This window comes from Pantoea sp. ABR1s, assembly GCF_057812235.1.
In genome coordinates, this window is record NZ_CM173823.1 from 1,346,041 (window position 1) to 1,368,362 (window position 22,322).

Consider the following 22,322-nt stretch of genomic DNA (forward strand, 5'->3'; position numbering starts at 1 on the left):
GGTTTCCCTCTGCAATGACCTGCCGACTTGCACGCCTCCTGACTTTGTTTCGATATTGTGAAAATATTTAGTTAAAAAAGTAATCACAATGCAGCTAAAATGATTGTTAACGGCGTGTGAACGCGGTACATATAGGCTGAAGTGCGATGTGAGTCGCAAAAAATGCGCTTCTGCAATCCACACGGACGGGCCATTAAATCCTGTCCGGACTCAGCGGTTATCAGGCCGCTTCCAGCTGGGCTGCTTTGTGTTGCGACATAAACTCATCCGGGGAGAGTAAACTATGCTGCAACTTTCGATTGTGCATCGTCTGCCACAGCATTTTCGCTGGGCCAGCGATCACCACAGTGCTATCGAATCCGATGACACCACGCTGGACGAGCAGGATTTCGTTGCGCTGCGCTTGATCAGCCATGACGGCATTCCGGCGTGGGAGATTCTTCAGCAGCTAAAAGAGGTTCTGGCGGATATTCAGGTCGATTGTAAAGTGGCCGAGTGCGAAGGACAGCCCTGCCTGTTCATTCAGCGTCGTGACGAAAGCGCCACCAACTGCTGCCTGAAAAATCAGGGCGTAGCGATTGCCGAAACCTTTATCGCAGGTTGAGTTGCGCCGACTGCAGCAGCTCGCGGGTATATCCGGCCGCGGGTGAAGCAAACAACCTTTCACACTCTCCCTGTTCCACCACTTCTCCCTGACGCAGCACAATAAGCTGGTGACACAGGGCGCGTACCACATCCAGATCGTGACTGATAAACAGATAGCTGAGCTGCCGCTGCTGCTGTAAGCGGCGCAACAGCGTCAGAATCTGCTTCTGCACCGTGCGATCCAGCGATGAGGTTGGTTCATCCAGCACCAGCAACTCCGGTTCCAGAATCAGTGCACGCGCAATGGCAATACGCTGTCGCTGACCGCCCGAAAATTCGGCCGGATAACGGTGGCGACTTTCCGCTTCAAGCCCCACCTCCGCCATCACCGCGATGACCCGCTGCTCCTGTTGCGCACGGCTAAGTTCGGGCTGATGCACCGCCAGGCCTTCCGCAATGATCTGCTGCACTGTCATACGCGGATTCAGTGAAGAGTTGGGATCCTGAAACACCACCTGAATGCGCTGACGCAGCGGCAATAACTGACGACTTGACAGCTGATGCAGCTGCTGGCCGTCAAACCAGACTTCGCCGCGTGAGGCAATCAGCCGCAGCAGTGCCAGCCCGGTAGTGCTTTTACCTGATCCGGACTCGCCCACCAGCCCCAGACTTTCGCCGCGTCGCAGGCTAAAGCTCAGGCCGGAGAGCACCTGTTTCTCACCACTCTGCCGGCGGAACAGCCCGCGCCGCAGCGGAAAGCTGACCTGAAGATTATCGACCCGAAGAATGACCGGCGCGTCTGCGGGCAGCGGCAGCGCTTTTCCTTCCGGTTCGGCGGCCAGCAACTGCTGGCTGTAAGGGTGTTGCGGCTGATTCAACAGGACCTGGCAGCGGTTCTGTTCGACGATGTGACCATTGCGCATCACGCTGACGTTATCCGCCAGCTGACGCACGATATTCAGATTATGGGTGATAAACAGCATGCCCATATTCAGCTCTCGCTGCAGTTCACGAAGCAGCGTCAGGATCTGCGCCTGCACCGTCACATCCAGCGCGGTGGTTGGCTCATCGGCAATCAGCAGCTGAGGCTCGGTCAGCAGCGCCATGGCGATCATCACCCGCTGACGTTCCCCACCCGAAAGCTGGTGGGGGAAATCATTGAGCCGGGTGGCGGGCTGTCGTATTCCGACCCGATCAAGCACGCTGAGAATTTCACCGCGTGCCGCCGGACGACGCAGCCCGCGATGCAGCGACAGCACTTCATACAGCTGCTTCTCCACGGTGTGCAGCGGATTAAGCGATACCATCGGCTCCTGAAAAATCATCGCGATCTGGTTGCCGCGGATCCCGCGCAGGCGCTGCTCACGTGCGCGCAGCAGATCTTCACCGTTAAACAGAATCTCCCCGCTGGGATAAGCCACCGCAGCCTCATGCAGCAGTCGCATCACCGACAGTGCCGTGACGCTCTTACCGGAACCCGACTCGCCCACCAGCGCCAGCGTTTCGCCCGCGTCAATGCGTAGTGAAACGTCATTCACCACCTGGCGAAGCGTCTCGCCCTGACGAAAGGCGACCGAGAGATGATTGATGGCAAGCAATGGCGTGTTCATTCAGGCTCCTTTGCCCGGATCAAAAGCGTCGCGTACCGCTTCGCCAATAAAAATCAGCAGCGAAAGCAGGATCGCCAGGGTGAAAAAGCCCGCCAGGCCTAACCAGGGTGCCTGCAGGTTATTTTTGCCCTGCAGCAGTAACTCGCCCAGCGAGGGCGAACCCAGCGGCAGGCCAAAGCCGAGAAAGTCGAGTGAGGTCAGCGTGGTAATCGATCCGCACAGAATAAATGGAAGAAAGGTCAGGGTGGCGACCATGGCGTTAGGCAGCATGTGGCGCAGCATAATCCGGCCGTCGCTGACCCCCAGCGCCTGCGCCGCACGGATGTAATCAAAGTTTCGGGTACGCAGAAACTCGGCCCGGACCACGCTGACCAGGCTCATCCAGCCGAAAGCCACGGTGACCAGCAGCAGCCACCAGAAACCCGGCTGGATCACGCTGGAGAGGAGAATCAGAAGAAACAGCGCAGGCATGCCGGACCAGACTTCAATCAGCCGCTGCCCAATCAGGTCAATCCTGCCGCCGAAATAGCCCTGCAGCGCGCCGACCACAATCCCGATGACGCTGGAGAAGAGCGTCAGCATCAGTCCGAACAGCAGAGAAATGCGCGTGCCATAGAGCAGGCGTGCCATCACGTCGCCGCCGTTGGCATCCGTGCCGAGCCAGTTCTGCGCAGAGGGCGGAGAGGGGAAGGGCACTTCGGTGGCAAAGTTGATAGTGCTGTCGCTGAAACGAATCGGTGCCCATATGGCCCAGCCATTCTGCTCAATGCGCTGCCGCAACCAGGGATCCTGATAATCCGCCGCTGTCGCCAGTACGCCGCCATAGTCGGTCTCGCTGTAGTCAAACAGCAGCGGCACTGTCCAGCGCTGCTGGTAATGCACCAGCAGTGGCTTGTCATTGGCAATCAGTTCGGCACCCATCGACAGCAGAAAGATGATCAGAAAGATCCACAGCGACCAGTAGCCGCGCCGGTTATGACGAAAGCGCTGCCAGCGCTGTTGATTCAGCGGAGAGAGCCTCATGAGCGGCTCCCGAAATCGATGCGCGGATCGACCAGCGTATAGGTGAGATCACTGAGAATATTCATCAGCAAACCTATCAGCGTAAAAATATAGAGCGTGCCAAACATCACCGGATAGTCACGTTGCAGAGTCGCATCATAGCCGAGTAGTCCAAGCCCGTTGAGCGAGAACATGACCTCGATCAGCACTGAACTGGTAAAGAACATGCTGATGAAGGTGGCGGGGAAGCTGGCGATCACCAGCAGCATCGCATTGCGAAACACATGGTGATAGAGAATACGGCGCTCCGGCACCCCTTTGGCGCGCGCAGTCACCACATAGAGCTTGCGGATCTCATCCAGAAACGCGTTTTTCGTCAGCATGGTCAGCGTGGCGAAGCCGCCGATCACTGTCGCCAGCACCGGCAGAGCGATATGCCAGAAGTAGTCCAGCACTTTGCCATACCAGGGCAGTGTGTCGTGCTGCGCAGAGGTGAGGCCGCGCAGCGGAAACCAGTCCAGATAGCTGCCACCCGCAAACAGCACGATTAACATGATGCCAAACAGAAAAGCCGGGATGGAGTAGCCAATGATGATAAAAGCGCTGCTCCAGACATCAAAAGCGCTGCCATTGCGCACCGCTTTGCGGATCCCCAGCGGGATCGACACCAGGTAGATAATCAGTGTGCTCCATAATCCCAGACTGATCGAAACCGGCAGGCTCTCTTTAATCAGCCCAATCACCGAGGCACTGCGAAACAGGCTGTCGCCAAAATCCAGACGCAGGTAATTCCACAGCATCTCGCCGTAACGCTGCCAGAGAGGTTTATCGAAACCATAACGCTGTTTAATCTCGGCAATCACTTCGGGATCCAGCCCGCGTGCGCCACGATACTGATTATCGGCAGGATTGAGATGACTGACGCTGGCGCGTGAACCGGCGCTGTCTGCGCCGCTGCCGGGCAGACCGGTTGTCTGACCAAACTGAATGTTAGCCAGCGCCTGATCGACCGGTCCGCCGGGCGCGATTTGCACGATAAAAAAATTAAGCGTGATGATCGCCCATAACGTCGGGATGATCAGCAGCAATCTGCGCAGAAAGTAAGCGGCCAACGGTGATCTCCTTAGCGTTTGCTGGCCGGCAGGCGTCCGGCTTTGTTTGTGTCGTACCACCAGTTTTCCAGTCCGACGCTGTAGGCTGGCTTGCGGGCAGGGTGAGAAAACTTATCCCAGTACGCCAGCCGCTGCTCTGCGTTGTACCACATCGGGATCATATACGCATTCCACAGCAGCACCCGGTCCAGCGCCTGGGCCAGCGGCCGCAGCGCGGCGGGATCACCCTGATGCGCCACAATCTGTTTCACGAAATGATCGACTACAGGCTCTTTGACCCGCGCGGTATTCCACGACGAGGCAATAAAGTCAGACTGCCACAGGATCTGCAGACTGGAGGTCGGGATCGGCATTGCACCATAGACCGTGGCAATCATGTCATAGTCGCCTTCGCGCCAGCGCCGCAGATACTGCGAGTTGTCGATCTGCCGCAGGTTCAGCGTAATGCCAAGCCGGGAAAGATTGTGCTGGAACGGTAACGCCCAGTCGGTATTGGTGCCACCGCGCAGCAGGAGTTCTATGGTAAACGGCTGACCGGTTTTATCATTGACCAGACGGCGATTTTTTATCTGCCAGCCCGCCTGTTTCAGCAGGTCAGACGCTTTTAACAGGCTGGCGCGGTCATAGCCGCTGCCGTCGGTTTTGTGTGGCTGATAAGGCTGGCTGAACAGCTCAGGCGGCAGTTGCGCGCGCCAGGGTTCAAGCAGGGCCTGCTGCTGTGCATCCGGCACGCCGCTGGCCGCATACGCCGTGTTCTGGAAATAGCTGCTGGCGCGCTGCCAGGCACCGTAATAGAGCGCCTTGTTCATCCACTCGAAATTGAACATCAGTGACAGCGCCTGACGCACGCGGCGATCCTGGAACAGCGGTTTTTCATTGTTGAATGCCAGCCAGCGGGTATCGATAGCGGCATCGTTAGGCGTGGTCTCTTTAACGATGCTGCCATCGTCAAAATTGCGGCCGCGATACTGGGTAGCCCATTTCTTTGCCGATGTCTCTTCACGCAGATCGTAAGCACCCGCCTTGAAGGCTTCAAATGCCACATTGTCATCCAGATAGTAGTCATAGCGCATTCGATCAAAATTAAAGCGTCCGCGATTGACCGGCAGAACAGCGGCCCAGTAATCTTTTACCCGGCTGAACTCAATAAACTGTCCCAGCTTCCAGCGGGTGATGCGATAGGGTCCGCTCGACAAGGGTGGCTCGCTTAACGGCTCATTAAACTTCTTATCGCGCCAGAACGACTCTGCGATAACCGGCAGCGTCAGTAAGCCAAGCAGCAGATCTTTATCCGGCTTCTGTGCCTCGATGCGTACAGTGAGATCGTTCAGCGCTTTAACGGTCACGCCACGGTAGGCGACGCGAAATTGAGGCACGCCCTCGGTCATGAATTTCTGATAGGTGAACGCCACGTCGCGGGCGGTTATTGGTGTGCCATTCTGAAAACGGGCGCGGGGATTAAGGCGGATCTCAATCCATGTAAAATCGCTGGCGTAGCGCGCTGACTCGGCAATCAGCGGATAATAACTGCCAGGTTCATCGTCTGAGCTGGTGTAAAGCCCATCATAAAGCGTGCCGGTGTTAATGCCCGGATTACCGCGAGAAGCGTAGCGGTTGAAGTTGTCGTAAGTGCCCACTACCGCCATGGTGATGCTGCCGCCTTTGGGTGCGCGGGGATCGGCGTAGTCGTAATGGCTGAAGCCGGGCGGATATTTCGCTTCACCGGCCTGGGTGAACGCGTAGCTTTGCTGCACAGAAGCTGCCAGCAGCGGGGCGCTGAGCAGGCCGCACAGCAGCAGAAGTCCGGAACGAAACAGCATGCACTCTCCTGTCAGATGTCTGGCGCAGTTCGGGCCAGGTAGTGTCAGGCGTTATGACGCCGGAAATAGTCTATCAGCGTTTCCGGCCGCAGCGGACGGCTAAAGATGTAACCCTGCAGATGGGTCACACCGCGGTTAATCAGCCAGGCAGCCTGCTCGCCGGTTTCTACCCCTTCGGCCACACTTTTCAGGTTCAGCTTCTTCGCCAGCTGCAGCACGGTATCGAGCACCGGCGAGGTCAGGCTATCCGTACCGATGCTCTGAACAAAGCCGCGATCGATTTTCAGATAATCAAAGTCATAACGTTCCAGATAGATCAGCGCGCTGTGACCGGTACCGAAATCATCAATGGCGATATGGATCTGCTGCTGATGCAACCAGTCAAACAGTTCTCCGACGTTTTCGTCGCGCACCATGGCTCGCTCGGTGATCTCAAACACGTAAGTAAAGTGGTCCGCAGGCATGGTATCAAGCCAGCGCAGTACATCCTGACGGAAACCGCTGTCAGCCAGATGCAGGGGCGAAATGTTGAGGCTGAGGCAGGCATGACGGGGAATGGTATGACACAGCAGGTGGGCATCACGGGAAACCAGCTGAAACAGATGTCGGGTCAGGGGAATAATCAGGTTCTGCGCCTCGGCATAGTGAATAAACACATCGGGTGGAATCGGGCCTTTCGTCGGGTGGGTCCAGCGCAGTAACGCTTCCATCCCATACGGCTGACCATCATGGGAGGTGACCAGCGGCTGATATTCAACGTGAAATTCACCGCGCTTCATGCCCCGAATCAGCTCTTTACCAGGGCGCTGATAAACCGACAACAGCAGCCAGCAAGCGCCTGAAACCAGCAGCGACAGTAGCAGGCCGCTCAGCAGGATATTCTGATAATCGCTGAACGCCAGAGTGGAACCGTACAACACAAACTGCAGCGGATAGCCTGTCAGCGCCTGCCGGTGCAGCGGCGTCGGCAGGTTTTTATTCTGCATGACGACGGACTGCCAGCTGGTTAAGGCACTGCGTTGTGCCACCAGTGCCATACCGGTGATTTCCGGATGCCCGGACGCCAGCAGCTGATAGGGTGCCAGGGTAATATTCAGCGTCGCGAAAACGCCTGACTGCACGCTGCCGGGATTTTTGATCCACAACGCCAGCGCCGGTTTATTGGGCTGCAACGGCGTGCCCGGCATCAGCTGCAGATCGATATCACGCGAAATATCACTCAGGGGCGCAATTACATTGAGCGGCAGATTAAAACTGCCGGTGGCCGAGGAGCAAAAGGCATTACCTTCTTTAACCAGCAGGATGGCACGAAGATTTCCGGCAAAGGCGGCGCGTGAGGTGAGTTCACGATTGATGGTATTGCAGGCAGTGTGGGTAAACGGAAGCAGGGGACTGAGAGTACTGTTAATCAGGCTGGAGAGCGTTTGCTGTAATGCCGTGCGGCTGTTCTCCAGCAGTTGCTGATGCTGTCGTTCGCGCTTCTGCCAGGTCTGGTGAAGCGAGAGTGCAGCAAATAACAGAAAGAATAAGCCGCCAGCCATCGCACTACTCCATGCGATACGGCGAGGATAGGTGGCATGGCGCCGTAGCGCCTCCGACAGTGGCATGAGGAGCTTCCCCTAATCAAATTATTATTATGTTATTGCGCACGACGGCTTCGGTTTAAGCGACCGAGAATATAACGAGACGGCGGGAAATGTCTTGCTATTAATCTGAGTCAGAATGCTTTTATCTTATATAACTGCTGGTAAAAATGATTAAAGGCGAAAAAAAACGCTGCATAAGCAGCGTTTCATGTTCTCTGGCTGAGAGAAGATCGAAAGTGGTTATCAGGTCGGGTTACGACTTAATACACGGCGTCCTTCACGGTAGCGCTTTTTCCAGTAATCATCATTCAGACTGGAGATCATCACGCCACTGCTGGTCGAGGCATGAACGAAGTTATCGTTGCCAAGATAGATGCCAACGTGACGGCCCGTAGAGCCTGCACGGAACATCACCAGATCGCCGGGACGCAGTTTACTGCGGGTAATCTCTTTACCGGTGTCCTGCTGCTGCGAGGTAGAACGCGGTAATTCTAAGCCAAACTGATCGCGGAAGGTGCGTTGTACAAAGGCGGAACAATCGATCCCGCGTTTGGTATCGCCACCGAGGCGATAGCGCACACCTTTCCAGACGGCGTATTGTTCCATGATGCGCGACTTAACGTCGACATTACGCACCATTTCTTCAAACTCATCCTGAGACGCCTGAAGTAAAAAACCATTGTGGTTGTTAACTTCATGATTCTCGTTATTCGCGTTTTGACTGCTATGGGTACTGCTACAAGCTGAGAGGAGTGTTGCCAGCGCCACTGCGGGCACGATCCGCAAGATATATCTCAGTATTGGTTGAGACTTGACCATTATTCGGGTTTTCCTTCGATTTCCTTACGACAAGATTGTCGCCAGCCAGATGACAAAACAGGGAGATTAATAAGCGAAACAGACTAAGACAAATCCTTAATTACTAAAATGTGTTAATGGACACATTTTAACGGTAAAAAATCCGAATTTTCTGCCGCTTTTGCCTCACTGCGACTGAGGTTAACTGATTACAGACGCCGTGGCGAGTGCTTTTAATCAATTTCATATAGGTTTTTTTGATGTGAAATCAAACCGTAACACACTGACTACTTTAGCTACAATTGTGGTCAAATGATGGTGAGAACAGGGAGTTAAAGGGGGGCTAATTCGGGGCATAGCCGCTATTTTTAGAGTTTTCTTTATTGACAGAGGATATTGGCGACTATTTAACCTGCCAGCAGGGTCATAACCTTTTCTTTTCGTGCATTTAATTAGCAGGCTAATAGTGATGGGGTGTTTTTTATAAGCACGGGCGGTTCAAACCAGGGGTTTAAATCACCCGCGCTTAACATTTACGTCACGGGCTTATATTTACCCGGCAATTTGCGATAAAACCAGTTAACCAATACGTCACTGGCTGGCGTTAATAGCCACCAGCTCAGACCCACTAATACCACCGACATTGAACCGACAGCAACATCTGTAAACCAGTGCGCACCGGCCATGATGCGTGGCAGTGAAAATATCACCACAATAGCCGTGGCAATTAAAAAGCGGCTGAAACCAAAATAACGCCAGATAAAGCAGGCGAAAATGATCAGCATCATACCGTGGTCTCCGGGGAAGCTATCTTTTGAAGCATCTTTTGCGGGAATACCGGTCAGTTCACTGACGCGATGCACGTTTTCGAAGAACAGTGTCGGACTGGAGTGTTTAACCGGCAATAAATGGCCCAGCTGATTGAGAACGACGGCGGTCAGCAGCATGGTGATGCCGATTGCCAGCATCCGGCGCTGCGCCTGTGGCGTTTCGCGCCGCCAGATCGACAGGTAAAGCAGACCCATCGCCAGCAATGACACCGCATCAAAACCACGGTAATTCGTGATAGCGACGATCAGCGCGAACAGCGGATGGGTCACCATCTGGCTATTGAAGCCAAAGAAAATAGATTTATCGACGCCGAACCAGAAGCCATGTTCCGGGGGCAGATACCATGACAGAAATAGCACCACGCCCAGTGCATTAAGCAGCAGGATAGTAATAAGGCGAGTTACGCGCATAGTTAAACTCATTATTATTAAAAATAACCGCCGACAATACCTCTGTCAGCGTAAACGGCACTTCAACAATGCCGATTGTAGTCGATTCCAGTCAGCCTGTTGAGAATGAATGATCTCAATGCGGCTATCGGATGGCGGTGAGGGGAGTGTTTCACTCTGCAGCTCATTTGCCTGGCGATTGATGCGCAGAGCGCCTTCTTTCGTGCGCATCACTCCTTTAACGCGATCTACCGGCGCCTGCCGAACCCATTCCAGCAGCGTGCCGCTGTCGAACAGCGTATCACCATCAAACAGCCAGCCGCAGGCGCTATAGCCCTGTCCGTGGTTCAGCGCCCGACGCCAGCGCGCCTCGCCATTCAGTCGCAACGCCGCCAGACCGCTGGTGGGACCCGACGAATGATGGTGCTGCGGCACGGGAAGCTCGCGCGGCTGCCGGGGTGTATCCAGCAGAGAAAGGGGGATCTGACCAAATTCTGTCTCTATCAGAGGGCGCGCAGGCTGCATCTGCTGCTGCCAGTCAGCCAGGCGCTGACGATCCGCCTGATCCCAGCAGTCGCGCTTATTAGCGATAATAAGGTCGGCGGCAGCCAGCTGATCGCGGAAGTTTTCATTGGCAACGATACGAGGATCGGCCAGCTGACGCGCATCCAGCAGCGTCAGTGTGGCATTCAGTTGCAGCCACGACTGATAGACGGGCGCACTCAACATCTCCAGCACCTGACGAGGATGGCCCAGGCCGGTTGGCTCGATCAGCAGCCGATCGGGTTTACTCTTCAGCAGCATATTCAGCCCGACCTGCATCGGCAGGCCATTAACACAGCACAGGCAGCCGCCGGGGATCTCTTTCAGCGTGGCACCGCGATCGGCCAGCAGGGTGCCGTCGATCCCGATCTCGCCAAATTCATTAACCAGCACCGCCCAGTTTTCCCCGGACGGCCTGGCAGCCAGCAGATGGCAGAGCAGCGTGGTTTTGCCGCTGCCCAAAAAACCGGTAATCAGATTAACGCGTGTCATGGGAGTGACTCCTGCCGGGGAATAACGTGATAATGTAATAATATAACACTATCACGATCGGCAGCAGGCTTCTGATTTAGTCTGCACGGCCCATATAGCGGCGTTCAGCAATGTGGATGCGGATGCGGTCACCGTTGCTGAGGTATTCCGGTACCTGAATCGAGAGGCCTGTACTCATACCGGCGGGTTTGGTGCGGGCGCTGGCGGAAGCACCTTTAATGCCTGGTGAAGTATCCACAATCTCCATATCCACGGTTTGTGGCAGTTCCAGCGCCAGCACCTGACCTTCCATCGTCAGCACGTGAATGCCAGGGATACCGCCTTCAGGGATAAACAGCAGCTCTTCTTCAATCTGCTCCTGTTTAAAGGAGTAGGGGGTGTAATCCTCATCATCCATAAAAATATATTCGTCACCATCTATATAAGAGAAGGTCACGCTGCGACGGCTGAGCGAAATTGCATCAATAATCTCGTCGCCTTTAAAGCGCTCTTCCACTTTTAAACCGGTGCGGACATCGGTAAAGCGCATTTTATACAGGGTGGCGGCACCGCGTGCGCTGGGGCTCTGGACATCAATATCTTTAACCAGCAGCAGTTTACCGTTGTGCGTGACGGCCATCCCTTTTTTGATTTCATTGGCTTTTGGCATTGCTGTTCTCGCTATCTTGAGAGTGAAGTGCGCGCAACGTTACTCGCGCCGATGAAAACTGGCAATATCACCGGCGTGAAATTTTGTCTCAGGCCGCGGCTTTCATGGCAATTGCCGCCCCGGACTGCTATTGTCGCCGCGACTTTCTCTGCCGGAGCACAGCATGCAATGCCGTAGCCAGGGCGTTGCCTGTTGCACATCGCCCCCTATCTCTTCACCGATTTCTGACATGAGTGACAGTGAACGATTTAAGCAGGAAGTTAAGAGCTGAAGGGTGTGGTGTCGCTCCCTCTGAGGTTCTGTTACCGTCTGTTGTATCCTGAAGGTCGCGTGAGAGGTGTTAATGCAGTGTCGTATTGATTGTGGAGCCTGCTGCATCGCGCCGTCAATCTCCAGCCCCATCCCCGGAATGCCGCAGGGTAAACCCGCGAATGTCCGATGCATTCAGTTATCGGATGAAAATTTGTGCATGATTTTCGGTTCAGATTTAAGGCCGAAAGTATGCGGAAGTCTGCAACCTTCAGTTGATATGTGTCTTACAGACCGTACCTCAGCCATGACCTACCTGATTGAGCTTGAAGCCAGCACTCGTGCCTGAGAACCCTCCCACCGCTTAGATTCAGCCCAGCGTCAGCAGTTAGCTGACCCACTCTTCCAGCTGCAATCCGGGTACCCGTTCAAACTCGCGTGTGTTATTGGTCACCAGAATAGCCCTGGCCGCAATGGCATGCCCGGCAATCGCGGTGTCGTTGAGACCAATGGGCATTCCGGCAGCAGCCAGCGCCGCTTTGATTTCAGTGGTTGCATCTACCGCTGCGCGATCCCATGAAAGTACAGCATCAGGACGTGCGCAGAATGCATCCACCAATTGCAAACGTATCTGCTGTAAACCGAAGCGGATACCGCGCCCTGAGGCGCTGACGCTGCTGAAGTTTTTCGGTCCACCCATTCTCACTTTACAGCAGCAGCGTCAGCCTGTTCGCCCGCTAATCACCTAAACCTGCCCGAAATGTGCGTAACGTCAAAAATCTGCTACGCCGTTTGCGCATTTTCTTGCCTGGCGAAAGCGGCTGTACCACAATCCCTGAAACGTTTCAGCGGTGACTGCGCCATCTGTTTTCCTCAGCATGGCGTAAAATCTTTCCCACTAGCTGAAACGATTCAATCTCAGCAAGCGAGGAGAATTATGTTCCAGCTCGAATTGCAGGCCATCCATACCGGAGCCAGCGCCCAGAATAAAGAAGAGGCCATTCGTCAGGTTGCTGCCGCGTTAACCGCGGCGGGCAATGTGACCGAAGGATACGTCAACGGCATGCTGGCGCGCGAACAGCAGACCTCAACCTTTCTTGGCAACGGCATCGCAATCCCTCATGGCACCACCGATACCCGCGATCTGGTGCTGAAAACCGGCGTTCAGGTTTTCCAGTTTCCGCAGGGCATTGCCTGGGGTGACGATCAGACAGCCTATGTTGCCATCGGGATTGCCGCTAAGTCGGATGAACATCTGGCGCTGCTGCGTCAGCTGACCCATGTGCTGAGCGATGACACCATTGCAGAACAGCTAAAAACCGCCTCTGCTGAAGATCTTCGTGCGTTGCTGATGGGCGAGAAACAAGCCGCTGAATTCAGCTTCGACACCTCATTAATCACGCTCAACGTGGCTGCCAGTGATCTGATCACCCTCCAGGCGATGAACGCCGGTCGGCTGCAGTCCGCTGGTGTGGTGGATGCCAGCTACGTCGCAGACGTGGTTTCAACGCCTCCGCTGAATCTGGGTCAGGGCATCTGGCTCAGCGACAGCAGCCTCGGCAACCTGCGCAGCGGCGTGGCTATCAGCCGCGCTGAACATGCCTTCGACCATCAGGGCGAATCGGCTGCGATGTTAATCAGCGTTTCGGCGACCGATGAACGTCCGCTGGAAGTGCTGGGTTACCTCAGCGCCTTGCTGCAGCAGGGCAAAGCGGATCGTCTGTTGAAAGCGGATGCTGCAGGCGTATACGCACTGCTCACCAGCGAAGTCGATGAGCAGGCTGACGTGCTGACGGCTGAATTTACCATTCGCAACGAACACGGCCTGCACGCCCGTCCAGGCACGGCGCTGGTCAGCGTGATCAAGCAGTTCAACAGCGACATCACCGTGACCAATCTCGACGGCAGCGGCAAACCCGCTAATGGCCGCAGCCTGATGAAAGTGGTTGCGCTGGGCGTGAAGAAAGGTCATCGCCTGCGCTTCACCGCCAGCGGTGAAGATGCACAGCAGGCACTGAACGCGATTGAAGAAGCGATCACCAGTGGTCTGGGTGAGGGGGCATCATGAGCAGACGCGTCGCCACCATTACGCTGAATCCGGCGTATGACCTGGTGGGATATACCCCTGAAATTGAACGTGGCGAAGTTAACCTGGTGAAAACCACCGGGCTGCATGCTGCGGGCAAGGGCATCAACGTAGCCAAAGTACTTAAGGATCTGGGTATCGATGTCACCGTCGGTGGCTTCATGGGGAAAGAGAATCAGGACGGTTTCCAGCAGTTGTTCAGTGAGCTGGGCATAGCCAACCGTTTCCATATCGTGCCTGGCCGTACCCGTATCAACGTTAAACTCACTGAACAGACCGGTGACGTCACCGATCTGAATTTCTCCGGTTTTCAGGTGACGGCGCAGGACTGGGATCGTTTTACTACCGATTCTCTGACCTGGCTGGGCCAGTTCGATATGGTCTGCGTCAGCGGTAGCCTGCCTGAGGGCGTCGACCACGATGCCTTTACCCGCTGGATGACCGAACTTCGCACCCACTGCCCATGCATCATCTTTGACAGCAGCCGCGAGGCGCTGGTGGCAGGACTGAAGGCGGCACCGTGGCTGGTTAAACCTAACCGCCGTGAGCTGGAAATCTGGGCCGGTCGCAAACTGCCAACCCTGCAGGATGTGATTGGCGCTGCGCACGAACTGCGCGAGCAGGGTATCGCCCATGTGGTGATTTCGCTGGGCGCAGAAGGCGCTCTGTGGGTCAACGCTTCTGGCGAATGGATCGCTAAACCGCCGGTGTGCGAAGTGGTCAGCACCGTGGGTGCAGGCGACTCAATGGTTGGCGGCCTGATTTATGGCCTGCTGATGCGCGAATCCAGCGAACACACGCTGCGTCTTGCGACTGCCGTGGCGGCGATGGCCGTCAGCCAGAGCAATGTTGGCGTTTCCGATCGTACTCAGTTGGCCGCAATGATGGCGCGCGTCGACTTACAACCCGTTAACTGACAGCAGGAGAGCGATAATGAAAACGCTGCTGATTAAAGACCCTACACTGGGACTGGCTTCCGCATATATGGCACAACAGCGTCTGGCGGCTGCCGCCGCTGCGGCGGGCCTGACCCTGACTGATAATCCTGCCGACGCTGAGCTGGCGATTGTGCTGGGCAAAAACGTGCCGGACGATGCGGCGCTGAACGGCAAAGCGGTCTGGCTGGGCGATATCCAGCTGGCAGTACGTGAGCCAGAAACCTTCCTGAACCGCGCGAAAGCAGAAGCGAAAACCTGGCAGGCTCCGGCTGCGGTAGCAACGCCTGCAGCAGGCGCACCTGCTGCACCGGCTCAGGCTGGTGCACAGAAACGTGTCGTCGCGGTGACCGCCTGTCCGACCGGCGTGGCGCATACCTTTATGGCTGCCGAGGCCATTCAGGCTGAAGCGACCCGTCGCGGCTGGTGGGTGAAAGTTGAAACCCGTGGTTCAGTGGGCGCCGGTAACGCGATCACTCCGGAAGAAGTCGCTGCCGCCGATCTGGTGATCGTCGCAGCTGATATCGAAGTCGATCTGGCGAAATTTGCCGGTAAGCCGATGTACCGTACCTCAACCGGTCTGGCGCTGAAGAAAACCGCGCAGGAGCTGGATAAAGCGGTAGCAGAAGCGAAGCCGTATAAAGCGGCGGCTGGCGGACAGAACAATAGCAGTGAAGAAGAGAAGAAAGGCGGAGCAGGGGCTTATCGTCATCTGCTGACCGGTGTTTCTTACATGCTGCCGATGGTGGTCGCAGGTGGTCTGAGCATCGCGCTGTCGTTTGCCTTTGGTATCACGGCGTTTAAAGAGCAGGGCACGCTGGCTGCGGCGCTGATGCAAATTGGTGGTGGCAGCGCCTTTGCCCTGATGGTGCCGGTGCTGGCGGGCTTTATCGCCTTCTCCATCGCTGATCGTCCGGGTCTGACGCCGGGTCTGATTGGCGGTATGATCGCCACCAGCATCAACGCAGGTTTCTTAGGCGGTATTATCGCGGGCTTTATTGCCGGTTATGCGGCGAAGCTGATCAGCGGCAAAGTTAAACTGCCGCAGAGTATGGAAGCGCTGAAACCGATACTGATTATTCCCCTGTTCGCCAGTCTGATCACCGGTCTGCTGATGATCTACGTAGTGGGTAAACCGGTTGCTGGCATCATGAACGGCCTGACGCACTGGCTGGCCAACATGGGAACGGCGAATGCGGTCCTGCTGGGTGCCATTCTGGGCGGCATGATGTGTACCGATATGGGCGGTCCGGTAAACAAAGTGGCTTACGCGTTTGGCGTCGGGTTACTGAGTTCGCAGACCTATGCGCCAATGGCAGCCATTATGGCAGCCGGTATGGTGCCACCGCTGGCGATGGGGCTGGCGACGCTGGTTGCCCGTCGTAAATTCAATAAAGGTCAGCAGGAAGGCGGTAAAGCGGCACTGGTTCTGGGTCTCTGCTTTATCTCTGAAGGCGCGATTCCGTTCGCTGCCCGTGACCCGATGCGCGTTCTGCCTTGCTGTATCGTTGGCGGTGCAACCACCGGCGCGATCTCCATGGCGATTGGCGCAAAACTGATGGCTCCGCACGGTGGACTGTTCGTGCTGCTGATCCCTGGCGCGATTACCCCGGTTATCGGCTATCTGATGGCGATCATCATCGGTACTGCGATTGCGGGTCTGAGCTATGCGGTACTGAAACGTCCGGAAGAGCAGCTGGCGAAAGCCTGATGTGCAGAAGTGCATAATCTGCTGAAGTGAAAATAACAGGGAGCCGGATGGCTCCCTGTTTGCTTTTACAGACGGTTCCCGAAGTCAAAGCGACGGGAGCATACGACTGGAGTAAAGCATCGCGGGCCATGGACAAAAAGCCGGGAGCGTTTTTGAACAACGCAAAGCGTTGGCCCGGCTGCGGGCGCACCTCAGGGATGAGGTGCGTAATCGCCCGCGCTGCGCCTGCCAGGGATGGCGTTTTTTTGCGTCTTTACGGAAGGCGTATGCTCCCTGAGCCAGCGTTCTCTCTAAACGAAAAGGGAGCATGCCAGCCAGTTAAGCGACAGGTGATAACGCAGTCTGGTGCCGCTCAGGGGCTGGCGGTCCTCGCGCCGCTGCGTGGTTCCTTCACTTCATTCGCCTGCCTGACGGACCGCCGGGGATGGCACATCCTGTGCCGCCCCGCCTTTCGCCCGCGTTCTGCGGGCTCTCCTGGCAGACTCATTCTGTTCAGCGCTGCGGATTGCCTGCTCCTGATCGCCACCGGCCTGCTCTGAAGCTTCTGGTGCGTACTGTTAAAAAGGGCACGAGAGTGGAGGCCTGAGCGCCTCTGCTGCTGAAAGGGCTATCCGCAGCGCTGAGGCGTGACGGTGGGCCAGAAGTCCACGCCGGGAAGCGTGGACAGTTCGGGGCCGGCCAGGGAGGGCCGATCCCCGAACGGTTCGTCGGCACGACGTCAAAGCCGAAGGTACCGCGTGAGCGGCGCGAGGACGGCCCGGCAGCAGCAGAGGTGCTCTGGCCCGCACTGCGGCTCGCTCGCACTGACAAAAAAGCTGCCACGTTTGACCGTGACAGCCTTTACAAATCTAATCTTAACTGACCAGCATTAAGCCAGCTGGCTCCCTTTTCTATCCCTGCTGTTCGGCTTTCAGCCAGGCAATCTCATCTTTCCAGATATCGGGATTAATGGTTTCCAGAATCAACGGGATGCCATCAAACCGCGGATCTTTCATCAGCCAGCTAAACGCTGTTTTGCCGATATTGCCTTCACCCAGGCTGTGATGGCGGTCGACGCGACTGTCGAAGGCGCTTTTAGCATCGTTAAGGTGCATGCCGCGCAGATAGTTAAAGCCGACAATGCGCTCAAATTCGGCGAAAGTCGCTTCGCAATCCGCTTCGGTACGCAGGTCATAACCACCGGCAAACGCATGGCAGGTATCAATACAGACGCCGACACGCGCCTTATCTTCAACATGCTCAATAATGGTGGCGAGATGCTCGAAGCGGAAACCCAGATTACTGCCCTGACCGGCGGTATTCTCAATGACGGCGGTGACATTCTGGCTCTGGTCGAGAGCGATGTTGATCGACTCCGCAATCCGCTTCAGACAGGCCTCCTCATCAATCTGATGCAGATGGCTGCCCGGATGGAAGTTAAGCAAGGTCAGGCCGAGCTGGTCGGCACGTCGCAGCTCATCAATAAAAGCCGCGCGGGATTTCTCCAGCGCCTCTTCAACCGGATGACCCAGGTTTATCAGGAAACTGTCGTGCGGCAGGATTTGCTGCGGACCGAATTTGTACGTCTCGCAGGCGGCGCGAAAAGCATCAATCACCTCAGTCGAGAGCGGGGCAGCCTTCCACTGACGTTGATTTTTAGTAAAGAGCGCGAAGGCGGTGGCTTCTATTTCATGGGCGCGGATCACTGCCTGATCCACGCCACCTGCCGCACTCACGTGTGCGCCAATATATTTCATGCCTTTCTCCTGGGGCTGTGCACGGGTGAGACGGCATGATACCCGATGCCGCTAGCCCATGAAATGTTGCACCAGCAGATTGATTGCACCGCCGCCCGCGATTAACCAGGCAAACACCATCGCACCCAGCAGCAGCGGTTTAACGCCTGCCTCACGCAATGCCCCGAAACGGGTGGTCAATCCCAGCGCCGCCATCGCCATCGCCAGCAGCAGACCCGCCAGCTGATTCAGCGTCGCCACCACCGCGGCAGGCAGCAGCTGCAGCGAGTTAAACAGTGCGACGGCAATAAACAGCAGGGCGAACCAGGGAAATGTCACAGCCTGACGCGCGTTGCTCCCTTGACGTTTACCGCGTATCACGGCGCTCAGGCAGAGCAGAAAGGGAGCCAGCATCATTACCCGCAGCATTTTGGCAATGACCGCGCTGTTCTCGGCTTCCGGGCTGATGCTGTGTCCGGCGGCCACCACCTGCGCCACTTCATGGATGGTTGAGCCGGTAAAAACACCAAACTGCGATGCACTGAGATCCGGGAACAGCTCATGCGCCAGCGGCCACAGCAGCGGATAGATAAAGATCGCCAGCGTGCCGAACAGCACCACGGTCGCGATAGCCACCGCAACTTTCGACGGCGCGGCTTTCACTACCGGCTCGGTCGCCAGTACAGCCGCAGCACCGCAGATACTGCTGCCCGCACCAATCAACCAGACGGTATCGCGATCCAGCTTCAGCAGCCGCATGCCCAGCAGGCAGGTTATCAGGAAGGTGCTGGTCAGGGTCAGCGCATCAATCAGGATGCCGCTGAAACCGACGTCAGCGATTTGTTGTAAAGTGATGCGAAAGCCAAACAGGATGATCCCCAGCCGCAGCAGTTTCTGCTTAGCCAGCAGCACGCCGTTGTCGCAGCGTGACGCCAGCGGCGAATAGATGCTGTTACCGACCAGGATGCCCAGCATAATCGCCAGAGTCAGTGAACCCAGCCCCAGGGCGGCAATCATCGGTTGCTGCGCCAGCCAGCTGGCTGCCCCGGCAATCACGGCGGTCAGCAGCAGACCCGGGATCCAGAGCGGAACGGGATGATGCGGTTTAGCGATGCTCAGTTCAGTCATGGTGGTCACTCCTCCTGGTTGAGACCCGATCATGACGGCGACTGGCTTAAAAGTGAAATTGATAATATATTTATAATTAACCAGAATAAACGATAAGGCAGCAATCATGATAGTTTCTCGTCTGCGCCGCTGGGCGACGCTGATCAAAAGAGATGTGTTTGTGCTGGGGTTTGCCTTCCGCGATCCCCGCACACCCTGGTGGAACAAGCTGGGGATGCTGGGGCTGGTCGCCTATGGCATCAGCCCGATCGATATCATTCCTGATGTCATCCCCTTTGTCGGTCTGCTGGATGACGCGGTGATTATTCCGACGGGCGTCATGGTGCTGCTGCGTTTACTGCCGAGAGAGGTGCGCATCAGCAGCAGCGAGCGGGCGCAGTCTCAACGTTCGCGTGGCAAAAAGATTGCAGGCTGGCTGGTGGCGATAGGGCTGATCTGGCTGGCATTAATCATTTACCTGGTCAGGCAGTCACTGAGTTAAGAGGCAACGATGCACATTACGCTGCGGCAAATTGAAGTTTTCACCGAAGTGCTTAAGAGCGGCTCCACCACTCAGGCTTCGCAACTGCTGGCGCTGTCGCAGTCGGCGGTGAGTGCAGCGCTGGCCGATCTGGAGAGTCAGCTCGGCGTGCAACTGTTTGACCGGGTTGGCAAACGGCTGGTGCTGAATGAGCATGGACGGCTGCTCTATCCCCGTGCAGTAGGGCTGCTGGAGCAGGCGGGCGAAATCGAGCAGCTGTTTAAAGAGGATAACGGCGCGATCCGCATCTTTGCCAGCAGCACCATCGGTAACTATCTGCTGCCAGGCATGATGGCCGCTTATCGTCGCGATTTTCCCCGCCTGCCGCTGGAGCTGAGTGTCGGCAACAGTCAGGATGTGATTCAGGCGGTTTCCGATTTCCGCGTCGATGTCGGATTAATTGAAGGGCCGTGCCATATGACCGAGCTGGTCAGCGAGCCCTGGCTCGAAGATGAGCTGGTGGTGTTTGCCGCGCCAGACGCGGCGATTCTGCAACAGCCGGTGACGCTGCAAACCCTGGCTGACGCCCCGTGGATCCTGCGCGAACGCGGCTCCGGCACCCGTGAAATTGTCGATTATCTGCTGCTGTCGCATCTGCCGAGTTTTCAGCTGGGCATGGAGCTGGGCAATTCCGAGGCGATTAAACATGCGGTGCGGCACGGCATGGGCATCAGCTGTCTTTCGCGCCGGGTGATTGCCGATCTGCTGGAGGCGGGCACGCTGGTTGAACTGACGATTCCGCTGCCGCGTCTCATCCGCACGCTCTATCGCATCCATCACCGGCAGAAGCATATTTCCAAAGCACTGACGCGCTTTTTTTCCTATTGTCGCGAGTAATTACTAATAATTCCGGCGCGATCATGAAGTTAACTAATAACAGGTTGGCATTCGCTATACAGAGGCGATCTGGCTGCTACAATCGCGCCTCATTTTTACCCAGCGTAGCGTTAACACATGCATAATGACTCAAATACAACACAACAACCTGCATTACGACGTGCGTTAAAAGCCCGTCACCTGACGATGATTGCCATCGGCGGCTCCATTGGTACCGGCCTGTTTGTCGCCTCCGGTGCCACCATCGCTCAGGCTGGCCCCGGCGGAGCACTGCTCTCCTATATCCTCATCGGCCTGATGGTCTACTTCCTGATGACCAGCCTCGGCGAACTGGCTGCGTTCATGCCGGTATCGGGTTCCTTCGCCACCTACGGCGCGAAATATGTCGAAGAGGGCTTTGGTTTCGCACTCGGCTGGAACTACTGGTACAACTGGGCGGTGACCATCGCGGTTGACCTGGTAGCGTCCCAGCTGGTGATGAACTACTGGTTCCCCGACACGCCTGGCTGGATCTGGAGCGCGCTGTTCCTGGGGCTGATGTTCCTGCTCAACTACATTTCGGTCAAAGGCTTTGGCGAGGCGGAATACTGGTTCTCGCTGATTAAAGTGGCCACCGTGATTATCTTTATCATCGTTGGCGTGCTGATGATCACCGGCATTATGCGCGGTGCTGAACATGCGGGCTGGCAGAACTGGCAGGTGGGCGACGCGCCGTTTGCGGGCGGCTTCGCGGCCATGATTGGGGTGGCGATGATTGTGGGATTCTCCTTCCAGGGCACCGAGCTGATCGGTATCGCGGCGGGCGAATCTGAAGATCCGGCGAAAAATATTCCGCGCGCTGTGCGGCAGATTTTCTGGCGTATCCTGCTGTTCTATGTGTTCGCTATCCTGATTATCAGCCTGATCCTGCCGTACACCGATCCGCAGTTGCTGCACAATGATATCGACGATATCAGCGTCAGCCCGTTCACCCTGGTGTTCCAGAACGCCGGTCTGCTCTCTGCCGCCGCCGTCATGAATGCGGTGATCCTGACGGCTGTGCTGTCAGCGGGTAACTCCGGGATGTATGCGTCAACGCGTATGCTTTACAACCTTGCCAGCGAAGGTAAAGCGCCACGGATTTTCGCGAAGCTCTCAAAGGGCGGCGTGCCGCGTAATGCCCTGTGGGCCACCACCGTGGTGGCCGGACTGTGCTTCCTGACCTCAAAATTTGGTAATCAGGAAGTCTATCTGTGGCTGCTGAATACCTCAGGCATGACCGGGTTTATTGCCTGGCTGGGTATTGCCATCAGTCACTATCGCTTCCGTCGGGGCTATGTGGCCCAGGGACGTGACCTGAACGATCTGCCTTACCGTTCCGGCTTCTTCCCGCTGGGTCCGATTTTCGCCTTTGTGCTCTGCCTGATCATCACGCTGGGTCAGAACTACCAGGCATTCCTCAACGACAGCATCGACTGGTACGGCGTGGCGGCAACCTACATCGGCATTCCGCTGTTCCTGATTATCTGGTTCGGCTACAAGCTGACGCGCGGCAGCCGTTTCGTGAAGTACAGCGAAATGGAGTTTCCGGTTCACAAAGATTAACTCTGCGTCATCGCCCACGCTGAGCCCGCCAGGGATGGCGGGTTCTGCGTCATTGCGAAAGGCGCAGGCTCCCTGAGCCATTGTCCCGCCTGCAACACCGTTTTTTACTGTTTTTTCACGTCTCGCTTATGTTCTCGAAT

General features: G+C 56.3%; 19 protein-coding genes and 1 pseudogene. 8 read left to right on the forward strand and 12 right to left on the reverse strand.

Annotated elements, in window-relative coordinates; all coding sequences use genetic code 11:
* Positions 1–283 precede the first annotated feature (283 nt).
* Positions 284–604: a YejG family protein gene (locus ACXKZD_RS06225; RefSeq protein WP_010248336.1), complete on the forward strand. Its 321-nt coding sequence runs from the start codon at positions 284–286 to the stop codon at positions 602–604.
* On the opposite strand, the gene yejF is transcribed toward ACXKZD_RS06225, so the two are convergent.
* The 9 genes from yejF to yeiP all read right to left on the reverse strand — a co-directional run bounded on the left by yejF (position 591) and on the right by yeiP (position 11,417).
* A complete protein-coding gene (gene yejF, locus ACXKZD_RS06230) occupies positions 591–2,195 on the reverse strand; it encodes a microcin C ABC transporter ATP-binding protein YejF (RefSeq protein WP_346457606.1) in 1,605 nt (534 codons plus the stop codon). The two genes, ACXKZD_RS06225 and yejF, sit on opposite strands and share 14 nt — an antisense overlap.
* Positions 2,196–3,218, reverse strand: a complete 1,023-nt coding sequence (locus ACXKZD_RS06235; protein ID WP_010671018.1) for an ABC transporter permease — start codon at positions 3,216–3,218, stop codon at positions 2,196–2,198.
* The gene (locus ACXKZD_RS06240; protein WP_010248326.1) at positions 3,215–4,309 is read right to left on the reverse strand and encodes a microcin C ABC transporter permease YejB; all 1,095 of its coding nucleotides are present in this window, start codon (positions 4,307–4,309) and stop codon (positions 3,215–3,217) included. Before ACXKZD_RS06240 ends, ACXKZD_RS06235 begins: the two co-directional genes overlap by 4 nt.
* A gap of 11 nt (positions 4,310–4,320) precedes the next feature.
* Positions 4,321–6,129, reverse strand: a complete 1,809-nt coding sequence (locus tag ACXKZD_RS06245) for an extracellular solute-binding protein (RefSeq protein WP_488981942.1) — start codon at positions 6,127–6,129, stop codon at positions 4,321–4,323.
* 44 nt (positions 6,130–6,173) lie between these two features.
* Positions 6,174–7,736, reverse strand: coding sequence for a cyclic di-GMP phosphodiesterase (locus tag ACXKZD_RS06250; protein WP_458142458.1), 1,563 nt, complete (start codon positions 7,734–7,736; stop codon positions 6,174–6,176).
* Between the two features lie 222 nt (positions 7,737–7,958).
* Positions 7,959–8,534: a bifunctional murein DD-endopeptidase/murein LD-carboxypeptidase gene (gene mepS, locus ACXKZD_RS06255; protein WP_010248316.1), complete on the reverse strand. Its 576-nt coding sequence runs from the start codon at positions 8,532–8,534 to the stop codon at positions 7,959–7,961.
* A gap of 512 nt (positions 8,535–9,046) precedes the next feature.
* Entirely contained in the window at positions 9,047–9,754 is a 708-nt protein-coding gene (locus ACXKZD_RS06260) for a phosphatase PAP2 family protein (RefSeq protein ID WP_010671014.1), read from the reverse strand.
* 45 nt (positions 9,755–9,799) lie between these two features.
* The gene (locus ACXKZD_RS06265) at positions 9,800–10,768 is read right to left on the reverse strand and encodes a CobW family GTP-binding protein (RefSeq protein WP_033758447.1); all 969 of its coding nucleotides are present in this window, start codon (positions 10,766–10,768) and stop codon (positions 9,800–9,802) included.
* Positions 10,769–10,844: 76 nt separating this feature from the next.
* Complete coding sequence (gene yeiP, locus ACXKZD_RS06270; RefSeq protein WP_003854146.1) at positions 10,845–11,417, reverse strand: elongation factor P-like protein YeiP; 573 nt, start codon at positions 11,415–11,417, stop codon at positions 10,845–10,847.
* A 343-nt stretch (positions 11,418–11,760) separates the two neighbouring features.
* Here yeiP and ACXKZD_RS06275 point away from each other — a divergent pair, with 343 nt between their 5' ends.
* Positions 11,761–12,015 (forward strand): YkgJ family cysteine cluster protein, encoded by a 255-nt coding sequence (locus tag ACXKZD_RS06275; RefSeq protein ID WP_031292689.1) that lies wholly within the window; start codon positions 11,761–11,763, stop codon positions 12,013–12,015.
* Between the two features lie 39 nt (positions 12,016–12,054).
* Here the strand turns inward: ACXKZD_RS06275 and ACXKZD_RS06280 are convergent.
* Positions 12,055–12,291 (reverse strand): annotated as a pseudogene (locus ACXKZD_RS06280) (type II toxin-antitoxin system VapC family toxin); the annotation flags it as partial.
* Positions 12,292–12,603: 312 nt separating this feature from the next.
* Between ACXKZD_RS06280 and fruB the strand changes: the two are divergent.
* From fruB to fruA, 3 genes are read left to right on the forward strand one after another with little or no spacing between them, the layout of a single operon-like run.
* Complete coding sequence (fruB, locus tag ACXKZD_RS06285; RefSeq protein ID WP_010248303.1) at positions 12,604–13,734, forward strand: fused PTS fructose transporter subunit IIA/HPr protein; 1,131 nt, start codon at positions 12,604–12,606, stop codon at positions 13,732–13,734.
* On the forward strand, positions 13,731–14,669 hold the full coding sequence (gene fruK, locus ACXKZD_RS06290) for a 1-phosphofructokinase (protein WP_187484447.1): 939 nt from the start codon (positions 13,731–13,733) through the stop codon (positions 14,667–14,669). The genes fruB and fruK overlap by 4 nt, the downstream gene beginning before the upstream one ends.
* 16 nt (positions 14,670–14,685) lie before the next feature.
* Positions 14,686–16,398 carry a PTS fructose transporter subunit IIBC gene (gene fruA / locus ACXKZD_RS06295; protein ID WP_045140638.1) on the forward strand — a complete coding sequence of 571 codons (1,713 nt, stop codon included), beginning with the start codon at positions 14,686–14,688 and terminating at the stop codon, positions 16,396–16,398.
* An 890-nt stretch (positions 16,399–17,288) separates the two neighbouring features.
* Here fruA and nfo read toward each other — a convergent pair.
* Positions 17,289–18,134 carry a deoxyribonuclease IV gene (nfo, locus tag ACXKZD_RS06300; protein WP_033778751.1) on the reverse strand — a complete coding sequence of 282 codons (846 nt, stop codon included), beginning with the start codon at positions 18,132–18,134 and terminating at the stop codon, positions 17,289–17,291.
* 51 nt (positions 18,135–18,185) lie between these two features.
* Positions 18,186–19,241: a YeiH family protein gene (locus ACXKZD_RS06305; RefSeq protein WP_488981943.1), complete on the reverse strand. Its 1,056-nt coding sequence runs from the start codon at positions 19,239–19,241 to the stop codon at positions 18,186–18,188.
* Between the two features lie 106 nt (positions 19,242–19,347).
* On the opposite strand from ACXKZD_RS06305, the gene ACXKZD_RS06310 reads away from it, so the two are divergent.
* From ACXKZD_RS06310 to ACXKZD_RS06320, 3 genes are all read left to right on the forward strand, one after another.
* Positions 19,348–19,722: a YkvA family protein gene (locus ACXKZD_RS06310; protein ID WP_010248287.1), complete on the forward strand. Its 375-nt coding sequence runs from the start codon at positions 19,348–19,350 to the stop codon at positions 19,720–19,722.
* Positions 19,723–19,731: 9 nt separating this feature from the next.
* Positions 19,732–20,598, forward strand: a complete 867-nt coding sequence (gene yieE, locus ACXKZD_RS06315; protein WP_010248285.1) for a DNA-binding transcriptional regulator YeiE — start codon at positions 19,732–19,734, stop codon at positions 20,596–20,598.
* Between the two features lie 117 nt (positions 20,599–20,715).
* Entirely contained in the window at positions 20,716–22,182 is a 1,467-nt protein-coding gene (locus ACXKZD_RS06320; RefSeq protein WP_022625044.1) for an amino acid permease, read from the forward strand.
* The last annotated feature ends 140 nt before the right edge of the window (positions 22,183–22,322 follow it).